The sequence below is a fragment of the Pseudomonas sp. GZD-209 genome (assembly GCF_049310485.1).
Classification (GTDB): Bacteria; Pseudomonadota; Gammaproteobacteria; order Pseudomonadales; family Pseudomonadaceae; genus Aquipseudomonas; species Aquipseudomonas sichuanensis.
Genome location: NZ_JBMOWQ010000133.1, coordinates 17,436 through 38,181, shown reverse-complemented (window position 1 = coordinate 38,181; position 20,746 = coordinate 17,436). Strand labels below are relative to the sequence as shown.

Annotated in this window: 15 protein-coding genes; 13 read left to right on the top strand and 2 right to left on the bottom strand. The window is 59.6% G+C overall.

Annotated elements, in window-relative coordinates:
- Positions 1 to 75: 75 nt before the first annotated feature.
- On the bottom strand, positions 76 to 792 hold the full coding sequence (locus tag ACO6VM_RS15860; RefSeq protein ID WP_422403517.1) for a FadR/GntR family transcriptional regulator: 717 nt from the start codon (positions 790 to 792) through the stop codon (positions 76 to 78).
- Positions 793 to 1,118: 326 nt separating this feature from the next.
- Between ACO6VM_RS15860 and ACO6VM_RS15855 the strand changes: the two genes are divergently transcribed.
- The 4 genes from ACO6VM_RS15855 to ACO6VM_RS15840 all read left to right on the top strand — a co-directional run bounded on the left by ACO6VM_RS15855 (position 1,119) and on the right by ACO6VM_RS15840 (position 6,821).
- On the top strand, positions 1,119 to 2,456 hold the full coding sequence (locus tag ACO6VM_RS15855; RefSeq protein WP_401058115.1) for an MFS transporter: 1,338 nt from the start codon (positions 1,119 to 1,121) through the stop codon (positions 2,454 to 2,456).
- A gap of 16 nt (positions 2,457 to 2,472) precedes the next feature.
- Positions 2,473 to 3,828: a glucarate dehydratase gene (gudD, locus tag ACO6VM_RS15850; protein ID WP_422403516.1), complete on the top strand. Its 1,356-nt coding sequence runs from the start codon at positions 2,473 to 2,475 to the stop codon at positions 3,826 to 3,828.
- A gap of 437 nt (positions 3,829 to 4,265) precedes the next feature.
- Entirely contained in the window at positions 4,266 to 5,657 is a 1,392-nt protein-coding gene (gabP, locus tag ACO6VM_RS15845) for a GABA permease (RefSeq protein ID WP_401058119.1), read from the top strand.
- Between the two features lie 129 nt (positions 5,658 to 5,786).
- On the top strand, positions 5,787 to 6,821 hold the full coding sequence (locus tag ACO6VM_RS15840; RefSeq protein ID WP_401058121.1) for a PDDEXK nuclease domain-containing protein: 1,035 nt from the start codon (positions 5,787 to 5,789) through the stop codon (positions 6,819 to 6,821).
- Here ACO6VM_RS15840 and ACO6VM_RS15835 read toward each other — a convergent pair.
- On the bottom strand, positions 6,785 to 7,660 hold the full coding sequence (locus ACO6VM_RS15835; RefSeq protein WP_401058123.1) for a LysR family transcriptional regulator: 876 nt from the start codon (positions 7,658 to 7,660) through the stop codon (positions 6,785 to 6,787). The genes ACO6VM_RS15840 and ACO6VM_RS15835 overlap by 37 nt on opposite strands.
- A 187-nt stretch (positions 7,661 to 7,847) precedes the next feature.
- On the opposite strand from ACO6VM_RS15835, the gene ACO6VM_RS15830 reads away from it, so the two are divergent.
- The 9 genes from ACO6VM_RS15830 (at position 7,848) to ACO6VM_RS15790 (ending at position 20,546) form a co-directional block, all read left to right on the top strand.
- Positions 7,848 to 9,386, top strand: a complete 1,539-nt coding sequence (locus tag ACO6VM_RS15830) for an MFS transporter (RefSeq protein ID WP_422403515.1) — start codon at positions 7,848 to 7,850, stop codon at positions 9,384 to 9,386.
- 459 nt (positions 9,387 to 9,845) lie between these two features.
- Complete coding sequence (locus ACO6VM_RS15825; RefSeq protein ID WP_401058126.1) at positions 9,846 to 11,327, top strand: sigma-54 interaction domain-containing protein; 1,482 nt, start codon at positions 9,846 to 9,848, stop codon at positions 11,325 to 11,327.
- A 49-nt stretch (positions 11,328 to 11,376) separates the two neighbouring features.
- Positions 11,377 to 14,763 (top strand): DEAD/DEAH box helicase family protein, encoded by a 3,387-nt coding sequence (locus ACO6VM_RS15820; protein WP_422403518.1) that lies wholly within the window; start codon positions 11,377 to 11,379, stop codon positions 14,761 to 14,763.
- A 2-nt stretch (positions 14,764 to 14,765) separates the two neighbouring features.
- Positions 14,766 to 14,900 carry a hypothetical protein gene (locus tag ACO6VM_RS15815; RefSeq protein ID WP_401058128.1) on the top strand — a complete coding sequence of 45 codons (135 nt, stop codon included), beginning with the start codon at positions 14,766 to 14,768 and terminating at the stop codon, positions 14,898 to 14,900.
- A gap of 18 nt (positions 14,901 to 14,918) precedes the next feature.
- Positions 14,919 to 16,502 carry a type I restriction-modification system subunit M gene (locus ACO6VM_RS15810; protein WP_401058130.1) on the top strand — a complete coding sequence of 528 codons (1,584 nt, stop codon included), beginning with the start codon at positions 14,919 to 14,921 and terminating at the stop codon, positions 16,500 to 16,502.
- The gene (locus tag ACO6VM_RS15805; protein WP_401058132.1) at positions 16,499 to 17,683 is read left to right on the top strand and encodes a restriction endonuclease subunit S; all 1,185 of its coding nucleotides are present in this window, start codon (positions 16,499 to 16,501) and stop codon (positions 17,681 to 17,683) included. The genes ACO6VM_RS15810 and ACO6VM_RS15805 overlap by 4 nt, the downstream gene beginning before the upstream one ends.
- A gap of 174 nt (positions 17,684 to 17,857) precedes the next feature.
- A complete protein-coding gene (locus ACO6VM_RS15800) occupies positions 17,858 to 18,598 on the top strand; it encodes a hypothetical protein (RefSeq protein ID WP_401058134.1) in 741 nt (246 codons plus the stop codon).
- Entirely contained in the window at positions 18,595 to 19,533 is a 939-nt protein-coding gene (locus ACO6VM_RS15795; protein WP_401058136.1) for a hypothetical protein, read from the top strand. The genes ACO6VM_RS15800 and ACO6VM_RS15795 overlap by 4 nt, the downstream gene beginning before the upstream one ends.
- Positions 19,534 to 19,577: 44 nt before the next feature.
- On the top strand, positions 19,578 to 20,546 hold the full coding sequence (locus ACO6VM_RS15790; RefSeq protein WP_401058137.1) for a 5'-nucleotidase: 969 nt from the start codon (positions 19,578 to 19,580) through the stop codon (positions 20,544 to 20,546).
- The last annotated feature ends 200 nt before the right edge of the window (positions 20,547 to 20,746 follow it).

Here is a 20,746-nt window from a genome sequence, read left to right as displayed (position 1 = left end):
CCCCCCGCCACCCTCCTCCCCTTTCCCCTGCCTCTTTTCCCCCCCCCCCCCCCCCCGCGATAGGGCCCGAACGGATTACACAGGTGCTTGATCCGGCACCAACCGATCCCGGCTGTTGGACAGGTGCAAACACACCGCCGCCCGCGCGGCGTCTGGGTCCTGGCGGCGGATGGCATTGAGGATCGCCTCGTGCTCCAGGTTGGCCAGGTACGCCTGCCGCGCCAGCCTGGCCCCGGCGCGGTCGGCCTGGGCCAGGCGGTTGCGCGGGATCAGCGCGCTGCCCAGGTGCGCCATCATCTCGCCGAAGTACAGGTTGCCGGTGGCCTCGGCGATCAGCAGGTGGAAGCGCCGGTCGGCTTCGATGCAACTGTCGCCGGCGGCGGCCAGGTCTTGATAGTCGTCCAGGGCCTGGCGCATCTGCGCCAGGTGCCGATCGGTGCGGCGCAAGGCGGCCAGCGCGGCAGCCTGGCCTTCCAGTCCGATGCGCAGCTCCAGCAGGTCACGCACGCTGGCGGCGCTTTCGGTGCCCACCCGCAGGCCGGCCTGGGCCTGGCGTTCGATGACGAAGGTGCCGATGCCGTGGCGCGGCTCCACCAGGCCCGAGGCCTGCAACTTGGACAGCGCTTCACGGACCACGGTGCGGCTGATGCCGTGCTCACGCACCAGGGTGTTTTCCGAGGGCAAGCGGTCGCCGGGCCTGAAGGTGCCCAGCAGGATCTGCTGGGTCAGGCTGGAGACCAGGTCGTGGGCGCGGCTGTGGCCGCGTTTGCGCGGGGTGTCTTGGGTGTCCATGCGGGGCTCGCTGATGCGCCGGCACAAGTGGCTGGCCGATCCGCCGAGCCTAGCAGGCTTGCTTGTACGACAAGTTAAAAAAATGAAAATAATTTACCCCATTGACCAGCCGCCGTTACTTGCGAGTGGGTGACTTGTTTTTATCTTTTCGCTGCTTTTTGGCGTTTTATCTACTTGTATTTTGCTTTTTGCTGCCTGTTTTCGATCTTGTCGTACAACTTTGCGGCGCCTATGATTCGCTCACCTGGATGTCAGACAACAGGGTGTTTGCCCAACGCCCGGACCTCCCTCGACCCGCACAAAAACAATTAGTGGGAGATACACCTGTGAACCACACCCTCGATCCGTCCGCCGGGCGCGATGCCGTGCTGAGCAGCGCGGTGGCCAAGGTCAAGCGCCACGTCCTGCCGCTGTTCGTCATCATGTTCATCGTCAACTACCTGGACCGCGTCAACATCGGCTTCGTCCGCCCGCACCTGGAGAGTGACCTGGGTATCAGCGCGGCGGCCTATGGCTTCGGCGCCGGGCTGTTCTTCATCGGTTACGCGCTGTTCGAAGTGCCGTCGAACATGCTGCTGCAGAAGGTCGGCGCGCGCCTGTGGCTGACCCGCATCATGTTCACCTGGGGCCTGGTGGCCACGGCCATGGCCTTCGTGCAGAACGAGACCCAGTTCTACGTGCTGCGCTTTCTGCTGGGGGTTGCCGAGGCCGGGTTCTTCCCCGGGGTGATCTACTACTTCACCCGCTGGCTGCCGGCCGCCGAACGCGGCAAGGCCATCGCCATCTTCCTCAGTGGCTCGGCCGTGGCCTCGCTGATCTCCGGGCCGTTGGCCGGGGCGCTGATGCAGATCCAGGGCATGGGCCTGCACGGCTGGCAATGGATGCTGTTCATCGAAGGCATGGCCTCGGTGGCGCTGTGCTTCTTCGTGTTCTTCTGGCTCGACTCCAAACCCCACGACGCCAAGTGGCTGAGCCGCGAAGAGCAGGACGCGCTGGTGGCGGCCATCGACCAGGAGCAGCGTGAGCGCGAGGCGGGCGGGGTGGTCAAGGCGTCGTCCTGGAGCCTGCTCAAGGACCGCCAGATCCTGCTGTTCTGCCTGATCTATTTCTGCATCCAGCTGACCATCTATGCCGCGACCTTCTGGCTGCCGAGCATCATCAAACGCATGGGCGACCTCAGCGACCTGCAGGTGGGCTTCTTCAACTCCATCCCCTGGCTGATCTCGATCATCGCCATGTACAGCTTCGCGGCCTGCGCCCGGCGCTGGCGCTTCCAGCAGGCCTGGGTGGCGGTGGCGCTGCTGGTGGCGGCTACCGGCATGTTCATGTCCACCACCGGCGGGCCGGTGTTCGCCTTCGTCGCCGTGTGCTTTGCGGCCATCGGTTTCAAGGCGGCCTCGTCGCTGTTCTGGCCAATCCCCCAGGGCTACCTGGATGCACGGATCGCCGCGGCGGTGATCGCCCTGATCAACTCGGTGGGCAACCTCGGCGGCTTCGTCGCCCCCACCACCTTCGGCTTGCTGGAGCAGCAGACGGGTTCGATCCAGGGCGGTTTGTACGCCTTGGCGGTGACCTCGGTAGTGGCTGCCATTGCGGTGTTCTTCGTCCGTACCCGCGCCAAGGGCGCGCCTGCCCAAGACCTCAAGGCCGCCTCGGCCAACTGATTGCGAGAGAGACCTCATGAACATGCACACCACCCCACAGGTTCAACACGACACCCCGGTAGTCACCGACCTGCGCGTGGTCCCGGTGGCCGGCCACGACAGCATGCTGCTCAACCTCAGCGGCGCCCATGGCCCGTACTTCACCCGCAACGTGGTGATCCTGCGTGACAGCGCCGGCAACACCGGCCTGGGCGAAGTGCCTGGCGGCGAGGCCATCCGCCAGACCCTGGAAGACGCCCGCGCGCTGGTGGTCGGCCAGCCTATCGGCCACTACCAGCGCGTGCTCAACGCCATGCGCCAGACCTTCGCCGGCCGCGATGCCGGCGGGCGTGGCCTGCAGACCTTCGACCTGCGCATCACCGTGCATGCGGTGACTGCCATCGAGTCGGCGCTGCTCGACCTGCTCGGCCAGCACCTGGGCGTGCCCATGGCCGCGCTGCTCGGCGAAGGGCAGCAACGCGAAGCAGTGAAGATGCTCGGCTATCTGTTCTACATCGGTGACCGCAACCGTACCGACCTGGCCTATCGCAACGAGGCCGACGCCGATGACGACTGGTTCCGTCTACGCCATGAACAGGCCATGACCCCGGAGGCGGTGGTGCGCCTGGCCGAAGCCGCCAAGGCCCGCTACGGCTTCAACGACTTCAAGCTCAAGGGCGGGGTGCTGCGCGGCGAGGAGGAAATGGAGGCCGTCACCGCACTGGCCGAACGCTTCCCCGAGGCGCGCATCACCCTCGACCCCAACGGTGCCTGGTCGCTGAAAGAGGCCATCGCTCTGTGCCGCGACAAGCACGCCGTGCTGGCCTATGCCGAAGACCCCTGTGGCGCCGAGAACGGCTACTCTGGCCGTGAGGTGATGGCCGAGTTCCGCCGTGCCACCGGCCTGCCCACCGCCACCAACATGATCGCCACCGACTGGCGGCAGATGGGCCATGCGATCCAGTCGCAGGCGGTGGACATACCCCTGGCCGACCCGCACTTCTGGACCTTGCAGGGCTCGGTGCGGGTGGCGCAGATGTGCCACGACTGGGGCCTGACCTGGGGCTCGCATTCCAATAACCACTTCGATATTTCGCTGGCCATGTTCACCCAGGTGGCCGCCGCCGCGCCGGGCGAGATCACCGCCATCGACACCCACTGGATCTGGCAGGACGGCCAGCGCCTGACCCGCGAGCCACTGCGCATCGTTGACGGCCATGTGCGGGTGCCCGCGCGGCCGGGGTTGGGGGTGCAGCTGGATGAGGATCAACTGGCCAAGGCCCATGAGTGCTACCGCAACATGGGGCTGGGGGCGCGTGATGACAGCGTGGCGATGCAATACTTGATCCCTGGCTGGGCCTTCGACAACAAGAAGCCTTGCCTGGTGCGTTGATTTCTGTGCGGGCCTCATCGCCGGCTTGCCGGCGATGAGGCCAGACATGACCACACAACAGTTCCCTGCTGCCATCCGACACCTCGCGTGTCGATCAGGCGTAGGCAGACGCCTGTGCAGCACAGCCCCGGGAGACCGGGGCTTTTTTGTGGGCGCTTGGCCTATGTCGTTTCCAGATAAGCCAATCACGACATCTGACGGGATCGGGCACGGGGTGTCGTGATCGCGAACCTGCGGGACGTTCTCGAACAATTTCCCCGTGCCCCGCGCGGCTTAAATAACTCCCCGGATCGTTCGGTGCGTGGCTCTGCAAAAGCGTGAAGAAGTTCAACAACAGCGCCTGAGCGACGTGTCATTCTTATTGTTTTTCAAGGAGATGCTTTTTCGCCTGTACCTGCCCGTCCCTTCCTTGTGTCAGCAAAAAGAGAACAAGATCAATGAGCACCGTGGGATCTGATGGCAACCTTGCACAAGGTTTCAAGCCGCGTCATGTAACGATGCTGTCCATCGCCGGCATCATCGGCGCCGGGCTTTTCGTAGGTTCCGGGCACGCCATCGCGGCGGCCGGGCCCGCCACCATAGTTTCGTATTTCGTCGCCGGTACCCTGGTGGTGCTGGTGATGCGCATGCTCGGCGAAATGGCCGTGGCACACCCCGACACCGGGTCGTTCTCCACCTACGCCGACCAGGCCATCGGCCCCTGGGCGGGCTACACCATTGGCTGGCTGTACTGGTGGTTCTGGGTGCTGGTGATCCCCATCGAGGCCCTGGCCGCGGGGCATGTGCTCAACGCCTGGTTCCCCCAGGTGGATAGCTGGATCTTCGCCCTGGCCTCGGTGCTGCTGCTGGCCTGCACCAACCTGTTCAGCGTGGCCAAGTACGGCGAGTTCGAGTTCTGGTTCGCGATCCTCAAGGTCACGGCGATCCTCGGCTTCATCGGCCTGGGCTTCGCCGCGCTGATGGGCTGGCTGCCCAACCGCGAGGTCAGCGGCTTGAGCACGCTGATGGCCGAGCACGGCGGCTTCACGCCCAAGGGCTGGTCGGCGGTGATCGGCGCCTTCATCACCGTGATGTTCAGCTTCATCGGCACCGAGGCGGTGACCATCGCCGCGTCCGAATCCAGCGACCCTGCGCGCAACATCGCCAAGGCCACCCGCTCGGTGATCTGGCGCATCAGCACCTTCTATATCCTGTCGATCTTCGTGATCATCTCGGTGGTGCCGTGGAACGACCCGCAGCTGGCGGTGGTGGGTTCGTACCAGCGTGCACTGGAAATCATGAACATCCCCAACGCCGCGTTGATGGTCGATTTCGTGGTGCTGATCGCGGTGACCAGCTGCATGAACTCGTCGATCTACATCGCCTCGCGGATGATGTACTCGCTGGCCAAGCGCGGCGATGCCCCGGCGTTTCTCAAGGAAACCTCCAAGGTGGGCGTGCCGCGTGCGGCGGTGTTCGGCAGCACCCTGATCGGTGCGGCCATCGCCATCCTCAACTACTTCGCACCCAAGGGCGTGTTCGAGTTCCTGCTGGCCAGCTCCGGTGCCATTGCCTTGCTGGTGTACCTGGTGATCGCCATTTCGCAGCTGCGCATGCGTGGCCGCCTGGAGCGTGAGAACGCCAACCTCAAGTTCAAGATGTGGCTGTTCCCATGGCTGACCTGGGCGGTGATCATCTTCATCAGCTGTGCGCTGGGAGTGATGATGTTCACCGAGGAGCACCGGGCCGAGGTGAGTGCCACGCTGGGGCTGGCAATCGTGATTTCGTTCCTGGGGATCGTGAGCACGCGGGGGCATGCGCGGGTGGTTGGGGCGCGGTCGATGGGCTGATGGCTGTGCCGTGAACGAGAGGGCGCCAGTGGGCGCCCTCTTTGCGTTTTGCAACAGTTGCGTTGCCAACCAATGTGATGAATGCCCATAGACTCTTGCGCTCATAGATCATCGCCAGGGAGTCGCCGCATGAATACCGAGTCTCAAGATGCAACCGCGTCGGTAACGGCCAACACGCGCTTCGCTGAAGTGATTGCACTGATCCAGACGGCTCGCCAGCGCGCAGTCCAGGCTGTGAATACCCAGCTCATCGAGTTGTATTGGCAGGTTGGGGCATACATCAGCCGCAAACTGGAGGCGGCCGAATGGGGTGACGGCGTGGTCAGCCAATTGGCGGATCATCTGGCGCTGACCCAGCCGGGGTTGAGAGGTTTTACTCGGCGGAACCTGTTCCGCATGCGTCAGTTTTATGAGGTCTATCGTGGGCATGAGGAGAAAGTGTCAGCACTGCTGACACAAGTTCCGTGGACCCAAAACCTGATCATTCTCAGCCAGTGCAAACTCCCCGAAGAGCGTGAGTTCTACTTGCGTATGGCCGCACAGGAGAAGTGGTCGAGCCGTGAGCTTGAGCGCCAAGTCAAGGCCGCGCTGTTCGAGCGTAGCGTGACGCAACCGGCCAAGGCGTCGGCCGCGCTCACCCAGGCCCATCCGGCGGCCCTGGAGGTGTTCCGCGATGCCTACATGATCGAGTTCCTCGGCCTACCGGGCGGGCACGCCGAGGCCGATCTGCACCAGGGGTTGCTCGGCCGCCTCAAGGACTTTCTGGTCGAGCTGGGCCGCGACTTCTGCTTCGTCGGCTCGCACTACCCGTTGCAAGTGGGCGGCCGTGACTTCGCCCTCGACCTGCTGTTCTTCCACCGTGGCCTCAACTGCCTGGTGGCCATTGAACTGAAGGTGGGGCGCTTCGAGCCCGAGTACCTGGGCAAGCTGGATTTCTATCTCGAAGCCCTCGACCGCAACGAACGCAAAGCCCACGAGAACCCCGCCATCGGCGTGCTGCTGTGCGCCAGCAAGGACGATGAAGTGGTCGAGTACGCACTGAACCGCAGCCTGTCGCCCGCGCTGATCGCCGAGTACCAGACCCGCCTGCCGGACAAGGCCCTGCTGCAGGCCAAGCTGCAGGAGTTCTACGCGCTGGATGCCGAGCGCACCGCCTCGATATAGCGGGCGACGGCCGGTGACTTCTCGAAGCGCCGGTGCAACAGGCTCAACCACGAGCTCGCCCGGCAATCCTCGACAGGCCGGTAGTTCACCTGCGGCAAGTTGATCCGCCGCACGACTGACTCCGGCACCAGCGCAACGCCCTGGCCCAGCGATACCAAGGTGATCACCGCCACCAGGCTGCCCGGCTGCGGGCCCAGGCGTGGGACGAAACCACCCTGTGCGGCGACCTCCAGCGTGCCGGAGATCTGCTCGGGGAGGATGAAGGTTTCATTGGCCAGGCGCTTGGCCGTGAGCTGCTTGAGCTCGTTCAGGCGCGAGCCGGCGGGCAGCGCCAAGACGAAGCCTTCTTCATGCAGGGGAATCGCCTCCAGCCCGTCCGGCAGTTCCATCGGCGAGCGTACGTAGGCCAGGTCCAGCTGGCCGTCAAGCACCTGCGTGGGCAGCGCATCCATGGGCGCCTCGCGGATATTCAGATGCACGCCGGGGTGGGCGTCACTGAAGCGGGTCACTTGCTGTTGCAAGGTGCCAGAGTAGGCCGCCGAAGCCACATAGCCCAGCTCGATGCGCCCGCTGTCGCCACGTGCGGCGCGCTGCGCGCTGAGTTGCGCGGCGTCGAACTGGCGCACCGCCTGCTCGGCTTCCACCCGCAATGCTTCGCCCGCGGCGGTCAGGCGTACCTCGCGCTGGCTGCGCTGGAACAGCAGCACGCCCAGCGCTTTCTCCATGTCCTGGATCTGCCGGCTGAGGGTGGGTGGGGCGATGCCCAGCTGTTCGGCCGCACGGGTGAAGTGGCCGTGGCGGGCGACGCTGAGAAAGTAGCGGAAGTGGCGGATTTCCATGGGGCCTCGTTAGCCGGGGGCTAATGACGCAGGACGTGGCGGCTAACAAGCCCCGCGCCCGGCGGCGTTATGGTGAGGGCAACACTACAAGGCTGGCGTCGCGGCGGCAAAGCCCGATGACCGGCCGAGCCTCAATGCCATCGCCGGGCATCTCGTGGCCCGCGATGGCGCCCCCTGGAGCCTTGCCATGTCCACCCCCGCCTCTGCGCGTTTCACCCTGTTCACCGCCTCGGCCGTGTGCGCCCTGATCATCCTCGACACCAACATCGTTGCCGTCAGCCTGCCCAGCATCGCCCGCGACCTGTCCGGCTCATTCGCCGACATCGAATGGGTGGTCAGCGCCTACCTGCTGGCCTTCGCTGCCTGCCTGCTGCCCGCCGGCAGCCTGGCCGACCGCTTTGGCCGACGGCGCATGCTGCTGCTCGGGCTGGCACTGTTCGCCCTGGCTTCCCTGGCCTGCGGTGCTGCGCCGAACCTGCTGTGGCTCGACCTGGCCCGCGCCGGCAAAGGCGTGGGCGCCGCGCTGCTGCTCACCGCCGCCTTGGCCGCCATCGGCCACCGCTTCCATGAGCCTGAAGCACGGCTGCGCGCCTGGGCCTTCTGGGGCGCCTGCATGGGCGCCACCATCACCTTCGCACCGCTGCTTGGCGGCCTGATCGCCAGCACCTTGGGCTGGCGCTGGATCTTCTACATCAACCTGCCGCTGGTGGCCGTGCTGGCGCTGATGGTGCTGCGCAGCGTCGAAGAGTCCCGCGACAGTGCCGCCGCTCGGCTTGATCCGCTGGGCAGCCTGACCTTTGCCGGTAGCCTGGGCTACCTGATCTGGGCGCTGATCGATGCCAACCGGGTTGGCTGGGACAGCGCGCCTACCTTGGGGCGGTTGGTGATTGCAGCCTTTTTGTTTGGCCTGTTCGTGATGGTCGAGCGTAGCCAGGTGCGGCCCATGATCGATCTGCAACTGATGCGCAGCGGGCGGTTCATTGGGGCCTTGTTAGGGATGTTCGCCTATGCCGCCTGTGCCCAGGTGATGATGACTTTATTGCCGCTGTATCTGCAGAACGGCCTGCAACTGTCGGCACTTGAGGCAGGGGCGGGGATGTTGCCGTTTGCCGTGGCGATGCTGCTGACGCCGCAGTTGGGAATGCGCCTGGCGGCGAGGTTGAGTGCGGCGCAGGTGTTTGCGTTGGGGTTGGTGTTGGTGGGAGTGGGTAACCTGGCCTGTGCCTGGGCGGTTGGGGAGGGGGGCTATGGGGCTTTTGCCCTGGCCAGCATGGTGTTAGGGGCTGGTGCAGGGTTGCTTAACGGGGATACGCAGAAAAACATCATGGCTTGCGTGCCACGTGAGCGTACTGGGATGGCTTCGGGGTTGAGTACTACCACACGGTTTGGGGCGATTGTGTTGGCGATTGGGATTCTTGGTGGGGTGCTGGCGGCGCGTAGTGGGCAGTTGTTGCGTGAGGCCATGGCTGGGGTGGCGCCGGAGGCGTTGGGGAAGGTCGGGGATATGGCGACGCGGGTGGCGGCGGGGGATTTGCAGGCGGCGTTGGCGATGCTTGAGCCGGGGTTGCGTGAGGTGGCGGCGCCGTTGGCGCGGGGGGCGTTTGTGGGTGGGTTTGAGGCGGTGTTGCAGAGCGCAGGTGTGGCGGCGTTGGTGCTTGCGCTGATCGTGGGGGGGTTGCTTAGTAGGCCGCTACCGAGTGTGGCTGCGGGATTGGCTGTAGAGTGAACTGAGGGGCCGGACCGTTCGGGGTCGTTGTCATCTTTGATGACGACTTAGGCCCGACTTAGGCCCGACTTAGTCCCAACTTGGTCCCGAGAGATGCCCGTTTTCCACTTGAGATCCGTGAGAAACTCCCGGTAAGTGAATTTTGACTTTTTGAGTCGGCGCCGGGGGAAGCTGAAATGAAAGGCTATCCTTATGCTGAATATCAGAAATCTGTGATTCGATATTTTCGTGGAATACCATTTGGAATAACGCGTTCGTCTGTTCACCCTAGTGCGGGGTTGTGCTTTAGTGATTGCCACACTGCCTTCATGGATCAAGGGCTGATTGAGGATGCCGCTCACTCCCTCGAGAACCCACCGCACATTGAATGCATTGGGCAAGCGCGCGGCATTGCGCATGTCAGCCTATCTGGCTAAATGCTAGTATTCGCCTCGATATTTAGCCGGAGGAACAGGGATAGTGTCGAGTAAGCAGCGTGCCTTGATTTGCTGGGTGGGCGGCAACGATCTGAAAGCTGTAAGCGGCGGTGAGATCGGACCGATCATGTCGATGTTAACGGCGGAAAAGTTTGATCGAGTTGATCTGCTTTGTTCGTATCCACCAGATCGTGTTGAGCCCTATCTTGCATGGCTCCGCAAGCGTGTTGATCTTCCCGTCCAGGCATACCATGAGACTTTGAGCTCTCCAGTTCATTTTGGAGACATCTATCAGTCCGCGAGCAAGCATTTGCAGCGTTTGTTTGCTGCTCGCATGGATCTGTCAATTCTGCTCAGCCCAGGCACACCTGCCATGCAGGCAGTGTGGATACTGCTGGGCAAAACCAGCTATCCCGCCACCTTTTACCAATCATCGCTTGAGCAAGGTGTGCAGCAGGTAGATGTGCCGTTTGAAATCGCGGCCGAGTACTTGCCTGCCGCCAGCGGCATGACGAGTAATAAGCTGCTGCGACTGGCAGACCACGGTGCCCCAGGCAACGCGGCGTTCGATAGCATTGTCACGCAAAGTGCGCGAATGATGATGCTCAAAGCGCAAGCGAATGTGCTTGCGCAAAAGCAGGTCCCAGTCCTGATCTACGGTGAAACCGGAACGGGTAAGGAGTTGTTTGCCAGAGCCATCCACAATGCCAGCCTCCGTTCCGCTGCACCTTTCATCGCCGTTAACTGCGGAGCAATAGTCCCCGAACTCATCGACGCTACCTTGTTTGGTCATCGCAAAGGGGCGTTCACTGGTGCGGTTGAGAGCCGAGACGGCGTGTTCCAGCAGGCACACGGTGGCACATTGTTCTTGGACGAGTTCGGTGAGCTGAAACCAGATGTGCAAGTTCGGCTGTTACGGGTGCTGCAGAGCGGGACCTTTGTCCCGGTTGGCGCAAGCCAGGAGCAGAAGGTGGATGTGCGATTGATCACGGCGACTCATCGAAACCTCATGCATGAAGTGGCGCATGGGCGATTCCGTGAGGATCTGTTCTACCGGATAGCCGTTGGGGTTATTCACTTGCCGCCGCTGAGAGAGCGGGAAGGAGATCTGTTCCTGTTGGCCGATACGCTGCTTGCCAGCTTGGCCGAGCAAGACTTCTCGATGGCAGGTAAGAAAATTTCCGCTGAAGCAAAGAAACTTATCTTGAGCCACCCTTGGCGTGGCAACGTTCGCGAGCTTCAATCTGTGCTGCTTCGTGCCGCCTTGTGGAGTCAGGGCGATGTCATTGATGGGGCGGATATTGACCAGGCGCTGTTCCGGTTCACTCAGGATCATGTGGACATTTGTTCCCGGGATGTTTCTCAAGGTATTGATTTGCAAGGGATAATTTCAGAGCTTGCCAATGGCTACCTGCGCAAGGCGCTGGCGCTGACGGGCCGTAACAAGACGCGAGCCGCCAGTTTGCTGGGCTTGAAAAGCCAGCAGACACTCAGTAATTGGATGGAAAAGTACGACGTCGAATAAACATTGGCATGGTCTTCGCTATAAGACCGACATGGATAAGATCGCTTATATGAAATCAGTCAATTTCGAATTCCTCCGGCCTGGCAACGAGTTGCTGGCAAATCTCGCTGGCTTGGCGGAGGCCGTACTTCACGTCGACCCGGGCAGTGCGCTCACGCGACTTCGTAGCTTTGCCGAAGAGATGACCAAGGCTATCTATAAGCATGAAACACTGCCCCGTGTGCCGCAGGCCACCTTTTACGAGCTGGTTAAGGATCCGGTCTTTGTTGACTGTGTAAGCAAGCCGCTGGTTTACCAGCTCAATTTCCTGCGTATTCAGGGGAACGACACCGCGCATGGAGGCGAAGGCGACCTGCGTAATGCGCAACAGGCCCTGAAGACGGCTTACCAACTGGCCATGTATATGGCCATGAAATATCAGGGCACCACTCAGGCAGACATTCCTGAGTTTGCTGAGGTGCAGGACCCGACGGCGACTTTGGCCACGTTGCAAAAGACCGTCGCCACCTATCAAAAAGAGCTGAATCAGCAGCAGGAAGAGCTCCAGCGCGTGATGGACAAGCTGGAGCAAGAGCGGATCCGTAACATCGACAAGCTGGAGCGCCCAGCAGAGGCCGAACTGCACGTGCGTCAGCAGCAGAGCCAGCAGGTTGCCGACAGCCTGCAATGGGACGAAGCCAAGACACGTGCTCTGTTGATTGACGCGATGTTGATCCAGGCAGGTTGGAACATCAGCAATCCTGAACAGGTGGGCCGAGAAGTGGAGGTCGACTGCCCGGACAATGCCTCTGGGAAGGGGCGTGCAGATTACGTGCTATGGGGCGACGATGGTCAGCCTCTTGCGGTGATCGAAGCCAAGCGCTCCAGCAACGTCAGCCTACAGGCCGGGCGCGAGCAGGCTCGTATCTATGCCGACGGGTTCGAGCGTATGGGAATGCAGCGCCCGGTAATCTTCTACAGTAACGGCTACGAAACTTTCGTCTGGGACGACAAGCAGTACAACACCTATCGCCCGGTGTATGGTCTCTACAGCAAGAGCAGCCTCGAATACTTGGCCTACCAGCACCAGTACCGTATTGCCGAACTTGAACAGCACAACCCTGATTTGAAAATTGCCGATCGCCCGTACCAGATTGAGGCAATCAAGACCGTTGCTGCGCATTTTCAGAAGCAACGTCGCAAGGCTTTGGTCATTCAAGCCACCGGTACAGGCAAAACTCGTGTTGCCATTGCCCTGGCTGAACTGCTGCTACGCACCAGCTGGGCTAAGCGTGTGCTGTTTCTCTGTGACCGCAAGGAGCTGCGAGTTCAGGCTGACGATGCCTTCAAGCAAAATCTGCCCAGCGAGCCGCGCTGCGTCATCGGCGAAACCAACAAGGTGGATCAGACCGCGCGCATCTACATCGCTACCTACCCGGGGATGATGAATCGCTTTGCCCAGCTCGATGTAGGTTTTTTCGACCTGATCATCGCCGACGAGAGTCACCGCAGTATTTACAACAAGTACCGCGATCTATTCGACTACTTTGATGCTCTCCAAGTTGGCCTCACCGCTACGCCGGTGAAGTTCATCAGCCGTAACACCTTCGACATCTTCGACTGCGAAACCACCGACCCCACCTTCGAGTTCGGGCTGGACGCAGCCATCAACAACGATCCACCTTATCTGGTACCGTTTCGCGTCAAGGATTTAACCACCGATTTTCTGCGTGATGGCATCCATTACAGGGATCTGAGTGACGAGCAGAAGCGCCAGTTAGAGGAGGACCTTGGCGAAGAGGAAGCCAAGCGCACTACCGTTGCCGGCAAGGATATTGGCCGCAAAATCTTCAGTGAGGATACGGATCGAATCATCCTGGAAAACCTGATCAACAACGGTATCAAGGATGAAACTGGCTCACTGGTCGGCAAGACCATCGTCTTCGCCCAGCGCCAGGACCACGCCGAGCACCTGGAGAAGCTCTTCTGTAAGCTCTATCCGCAATATGGCGCTAAGGTCTGCAAGGTCATCCACAACGGCATTTCGCATGTCGACACACTGATCAAGGAATTCAAGAAACCGGACAACGACTTCCGAATTGCCATCTCGGTGGACATGTTGGACACCGGTATCGACGTGCCAGAGGTGGTCAATCTCGTGTTCGCCAAACCGGTAAAGTCTTGGGTCAAGTTTTGGCAGATGATTGGTCGCGGTACACGATTGCGGCCCAACCTGTTCGGCCGTGGCAAGGACAAGGAAGAGTTCCTGATCTTCGATCATTACGGAAACTTCGACTTCTTCGAGCAGGAGTATCAGGAGCCAGAAGACAAAGGCGGAAAGTCCCTACTGCAGACCACCTTCGAGGCTCGCGTTGAGCTGGCCCAGGCTGCACTCAGGCTCAACCATGCTGCGGCTTTCGATACCGCCATTGAGTTGCTGCGTGCGGATATCAACGATTTGCCAGAAACCAGCGTGGCGGTGAGGCGTGAATTGCGCAACGTCCACCAACTGCAGCAGACCGATCTGCTGAAGCATTTCGACGGTAAGACCCAGCATCTGCTCAGTTACACCATTGCGCCGCTGATGGCCGCTCGGGTGTTGAGTGACAAACACGCGACCTCGCTGGACAAGCTTGTTGCCGGTATTCAGCGTTGCCTGGTGGAGCAGGCCAGTTGCTTCGAGGACGGAAAAATTGTGCTGCTGGCTGAGCTGGATAAGCTGGCTGTGAACATCCAAGCCGTGCGCCAGAAAGATGCGATTCTAGCGGAGGTGCGCAGTGCCGATTTTTGGCAACAGCCGAGTATCGACAAGCTGGAGCACGCCCGTAAGGAGCTGCGCGGCATTATGAAGTATCGGCAGACGGGAAGCTCTGCAAGCTACGGAACCGCGATTACCAAGGCTAAGGACGACAACGTACTGGCTGAAGAGCGTCGGGTTTACATCACTGGTGCCAATGAGGCCATGCTTTATCGTCGCCGGCTCAAGGGCATTCTTGACAGCATGCTCGCAGCTAACCCTATTTTGCAGAAAATTCATAAAGGTGAGCCGATTGCCGAGGCGGACCTGAAGACCCTGACCTCGACCATTCTGACCAGTCATCCGGGTGTAAGTCTGGATTTATTGAATGAGTTCTACGGCCGCACTGCAGCACAACTGCACGTGACTGTGCGCGAGATCATAGGGCTGGATTCTCAGGCTATTGAAGAGCACTTCAAAAGCTTCCTGCACGCCCATCCAACCCTCACAGCTCAGCAGGTGCGCTTCATGAACCTGTTGAAGAATTACATCGCCCAACACGGCAGCATTGTGATCGAAACACTGTACGACGCACCGTTCAACAGCATTTCCCATGACGGAATCGACGGTGTGTTCAAGCCGACAGATGTTGATCAGTTGGTCGCGGTGCTTAAACCATTTCTTCGCGAGACAAATTCTCCGCCTGGCAATCAGGAGTGACCATGCAAGCCAGCCATTGGACGAAGGATATGATTGCTATCAGAGCAGTGCTCGCACTAGGCTCGGCGCTGCTGGGTTACTCCGCTGCGGCGTTGCGCCAGGGTAGGCAACTGCACAGCAACAACCCCGAATTATGACCAAGAGAAGTATTTGAAATGCTTACCGGCAAAATCCGCAACGATATCGACAAGCTCTGGGAAAAATTCTGGACTGGCGGTATCACCAACCCGCTGACTGTGATCGAACAGATCAGCTACCTGATGTTCGCCCGCATGCTCGACATGCAGGAAGACGTGGCCGAGCGCAAGGCTAACCGCACCGGCAAGGCCTTCGACCGTCTGTTTCCCAATACACCGGAGGGCCAACTGCTGCGCTGGAAGAACTTTCGCAACATGAGCGGGAAGGAACTGCACAGCCACCTCAAGAAAAAGGTCTATCCCTTCTTCGCCCAACTCGGAAGCGCCGAAGGCGAGGGCGGGGAGCGCGAAGGCTTGGGCCATATCAGCGAGTACATGCAGGACGCCGATCTGGAGATCAAGAACGAGTCTGTACTCACCTCTGCCGTGGAGATGGTAAACGACCTGCCGCTGACCCAGAGCGACGTAAAGGGCGATATCTACGAATACCTGCTGAGTAAGCTCACCACCGCCGGCATCAACGGCCAGTTCCGTACGCCGCGCCATATCATCGACGCGATGATCGAGCTAATCGCTCCGCAGCCGACCGAGGTGATCTGCGACCCGGCCTGCGGCACCGCCGGCTTCCTGGCCCGCACCATGGAATACCTCAACCGCGTGTATTCCAGCCCGGAAGGTACCTTTACCGATGAAGACGGCAACTTTCATTATTCCGGTGACTTGCTCGAACCCTACCGCCAGCACCTCAACAGTCAGATGTTCTGGGGATTCGATTTCGACACCACCATGCTGCGCGTCTCCAGCATGAACATGATGCTGCACGGCGTGAACGGCGCGAACATCCGCTATCAGGACTCCCTGAGCAAATCCATCAAGGAACACTACCCGCGTCAGGAGCAGGATTTCTTCGACGTGGTGCTGGCCAACCCGCCGTTCAAAGGCAGTCTGGACGAAACCAACACCAACCCCGACGTGCTCGGCCTGGTGAAAACCAAAAAGACCGAGCTGCTGTTCGTCGCCCATATCCTCCGCTCGCTCAAACTCGGTGGCCGTGCCGTGGTGATCGTGCCGGACGGCGTACTGTTCGGCTCATCCAAGGCCCACCAGCAACTTCGCCAGGAGCTGCTCGACAACAACCAGCTCGAAGGCATCGTCAGCCTGCCCAGCGGCGTGTTCAAACCCTACGCTGGCGTCAGCACCGCCATCCTCATTTTCACCAAGGGCGGCAGCACCGAGCGCGTGTGGTTCTATGACCTGCAAGCCGACGGCTACTCGCTGGACGACAAGCGCACTGAGCTGAAAGGCGAGGGCAGCAACGACCTGCCCGATGCCATCGCCCAATGGCACAAATACCGGCAGATGGTAGAGGGCAATCTAAGCGCCAGCACCATCAACACCCTGTTCGGCGATAAGCGCAAAAAGGCCTTTGTCGTGTCCGCCGGGGAGATCGCCGCCAACAAATACGACCTCTCCATCAATCGCTACAAGGAAGTGGAGTATCAGCAGGAGCAGTACGAGGACCCGAAGTTAATTCTGCAGCGGCTGAAAGGACTGGAGCAGGAGATTCTGGCGGATCTGGATGAGCTGGAGGAGATGCTGTGAGTTGGTCGATGGTTCAGATTGGCAAATATGCAGACAAGGTTCGGACGTGGAATCCTGCTGCTGGCGCGGAGGGTGTTTTTCAGTATGTGGATCTTAGCTCTGTCGATAAAAGCAGGAAAGTTATTGACCTAGATAACGTGGCTGAAGTTTCTTCTGTAGAGGCCCCAAGTCGTGCTCGTCAGTTGGTTGTGACAGGGGATGTCCTAGTTGCAACAGTTCGGCCAAATTTGAACGGGGTCGCTGTGGTTCCTGCTGAGCTAAATGGTGCGACTGCTTCTACTGGGTATTGTGTCCTCCGAGCTGACGAAAAAAATCTGCATGGACGATATTTGTTTTACTGGGTTCAAACAGATTCTTTTGTCGAGGACATGATGTCTAAGGCTACAGGAGCTAACTATCCAGCGGTTTCGGACAAGATAATAAAAGAGAGCAATATCCCACTCCCACCCCTGCCCGAACAAAAGCGCATCGCCGCCATCCTCGACAAGGCCGACGCCATTCGCCGCAAACGCCAACAAGCCATCCAGTTCGCCGACGACTTCCTCCGCGCCGTGTTTCTGGACATGTTCGGCGACCCGGTGACTAATCCGAAGGGTTGGGAGGTTCGACCTTTAATTGAATTAATTGATCCTGCTCGCCCTATTACCTACGGAATTCTGATGCCAGGTGACGATATAGAAGGTGGCGTGCCCTATGTCAGAGTTGTAGATATGAAAGACGGCGTTGTCCTTGTAGATCAAGTTCGTAGGACCACGCTTGAAATTGCTCAGCAGTATAAAAGATCATCACTTAGGGCTGGAGACGTTCTCATATCTATTCGTGGTCATGTCGGGCGCTTGGCTGTTGTGCCAAAGGAACTGGAGGGTGCCAATATCACTCAAGATACTGCGCGCTTGGCGACAAATTCCAGCTGCAGTTCTTTGTATTTATATGCCTGCTTGGAAAACCGTAAAATGCAACAGGAAATGCAGCGCTTTGTAAAGGGGGCTGCAGTTAAGGGAATTAATCTCACTGATCTCAAACAGCTGAGAATCCCAGTTCCACCGATTGAGTTGCAGAAAAAAATCGAAAGAAAAATTGAGTTAATGACTACAGTACTTACATCGCTGGAGCAATCAAGTGTTTGTTTGTTGGATGGGTTCAAATCACTCAGCCAAAAAGCCTTTTCCGGCCAGCTGTAGATAAGGAAATCCCCATGCGCCTCAAGTCCGTCAAGCTCACCCGTTTCCGCGGCTACCGCGCCACTACCGCCACCCCTATCGACGATGCCATGACCTGCCGTTGGTTATGCCGGAAGCAGGCTGAGTCGTGAGTGAACGACAACCACTTAGATCAGGCACGCAAGGGGTCTATATATGAGCAATAACGAAAAACGGCCTCTGATCAGAAGGCATATCGGGCTGAAGGAATTGCTGCAGCTGGCAACGCCGGATGAGTTGGTCGCCATCAGCGAGATCCTGCTGGATAAGGCCCATGACCGCCTGCTCGGCGATGACTCCGCGCGGCAGCGCCTTGCAAAATGCTTCGAGGCCGGCGAGCTGTACAAGGCGGTCGACGAAATCGCTTTCGAGATCCGCGCGCTGGGCAGTGTCAGCCTGGTCAGCTTGTTACGCCGGGGCGAGCCGGTCAGTTACGACGAGGTGGTGCGCGATGTTGCTGGCGAGCTTAAGGTGGAATTCAGCAAGGCTGATAGCACCTCGGCCATCGAGGAGCAGGTGCTGGCGAAGCTGATGGAGAAACCGGCCGAGCAGGTTGAGTCAACTGAAGCAGAAAACCAGGCGGGCAGTGGCTCGTGGTTTGGCCGGGCACGGTTCAATCAGTCGTTATTGGGGCCTCTAAGCAAGCTGGGTATGGGAGCTGCCGGGGGCAGCCTGGTGAGTGGTGCGCTGGGCTCGGTGGCGGCGGCCGGCGTGGTGGCAGCACTGCCGCTGACGGCGATTGGCGCTGTCAGTGCGGGTGTTTGGGCGCTCACCAATAAAAAGCGCCCAGAGCTGCAAGGGCTGGCGGCCATTGTCATGCACATCGCGCGAATTCGCGCTGGCGTTGTCGCTGCGGATCACGAGGATTTTGCTAACCGTTTGAGGGCGTGTGTATGAGCGCGGAAATTCTTGCTAGGGCGATCAGTTCTGCCCCGGAGATCATCGAAGGCATTAAATCCGGGCTTTTTAAGGTGTGGGGTGGCGTCGTCAGGTATGCCGCCGGCCATCCCAAGGGTGGGCAGATTGTTGGGCATTTGCAGTTCCCCGGTGATGCAACTCAGGCTGCCGAGCAGCTTGCTATGCTGCAGCAGACGCTGAGTGGCGTGGAGGGAGCCTTGGGCGTGTTGCAAAGCCTGCAGTACGCGAATCTGGCATTGTCCGGGCTCAATCTGGCGGTTTCGGTCGCCGGCTTTGCCATCGTTTGCAAGAAGCTCAATGGTATTTCCGAGCAGTTGCAGCGTCAGTCGGAAAAGCTCGATGTGCTGATCGAAATGGCCGGTGCTGCCAAGGCCCGGGAAGAACTGCGTGACAGTGCGCGCTTCAGCGCAGTGGTGTGGACGGTTCGCCAGTCTGCTGAACAGGGTGATCTGCAGGGGCTCAAGAGCCAGGTGAATAATATGCGCGAGCAGTATGAGATTACCAAACTGACGCTGAGCCAGGCAGCAGCCAATGCCACTGGCAAAGGTTTTGTCGACTCCCTTGAAGTGCTGCAGAACCTGCAGCAACGCATGATGTATCTCGGCTTTATGCAGGCATACGTTCAGCAGCATACGGCGGGCGAGAAGTATGCCATCGAGGTACTGCAAGAGCTGCAAGCGGACTGGATGAAGATCAATACGGTGGTTTTTGAGGCGATTGTCGCCAATCAGGAGTGGGTTGAGCAATTAACCCAGGACCAGGGTAATAGCGTCGTGTCTTTCCTGGAGTTCCGTAAGCAAGCGGCTCCCGCCATTGAATATCAGCTCGGCTTGTTGGAATACGCCACCAGCCACCCAGAGGCGGCAGGACTGCTCAATGAAGAGGTCACGGAAATTCGTTTTCTGGCGGCGTGAGATGGCCGCTCTGGCCGAACTGAGCACAAAGGGAAACATTGGTGATGGCGCTTGATTTGAGCGAAACCTTGGTGGTGGGAATTTCTGCGACGGCGTTGTTCGATATGAGCGAGTCCGACCAGATGTTCAAGGCGGCACTTGAGGCCGACCCGGAAAGCGTGATCGATAACTATCGCCGTTATATGCAGGCCCGTGAGGGCGAGCCGCTGGCGCCGGGAACCGGTTATCACTTAGTAAAGGCGCTGCTCGATCTCAACCGGCATATGAAAGGCGAGGATACGTCCCCGTTGGTCGAGGTGGTGGTGATGTCGCGCAATAGCCCGGATACGGGCATCCGTGTGCTCAAGACCATTCGTCACGAGCAATTGGCGATCACCCGTTCGGCCTTTACTGGTGGTGAGTCGGTGGCCGATTACATGGATGCGTTTGATGTCGACCTGTTTCTCACCACCAATGTTGAGGACGCGCAGAAGGTCATCGACTCCAGGCGCTGTGCGGCGGCGATCCTCAAGGCGCCGCCAGCCAACGCCCCGCAAATTTCCGAGGGCCAGGTGCGAATTGCCTTCGATGGTGACGCGGTGCTTTTCTCCGACGCGAGCGAGCTGGTTTACAAGACGCAGGGACTGGACGCCTTTCAGGCACAGGAGGATGCATTACAGCACACGCCCATGGAGGAAGGGCCTTATGCCAGCTTGCTGAAAAAGCTGGCCCGTTTACAGGAACGTTTGCCCACTGGCGGAAAGGATTCCCCCATCAGAATCGCCATCGTCACGGCACGTAATTCGCCATCGGAAATGCGCGTGATCAATACCTTGCGAGCCTGGGGTGTTTACGTGGACGAGGCATTTTTCCTTGGTGGTGTGGGCAAGGCCAAGGTGCTCCGGGCGTTCAACCCGCACATCTTTTTTGATGATCAGGATGTGCATTTGGAAGCAGCAGCCAATTTGGTACCATCAGGCAAAGTGCCATACCTGACCAAGTCTGGCTTAGCTGATAGCTGTGCGGTGGAGTGAAAGGATTCATGGTGGATAGCTCGACTCAGCTCTACAAACTGGCGACAACCCCTAGAGGCCGTCAACTGTGGACCTAAATGGCGGCGATTCTTGAGGTCACGGAAATGGATCGAGGCATATCGTTTCCATTGAAGCGATTCCTAGGGAATTTTCAGAAGCACTTGGACGCAGGCCGAATCGAGCGCGTCCCCGAGTGCTTC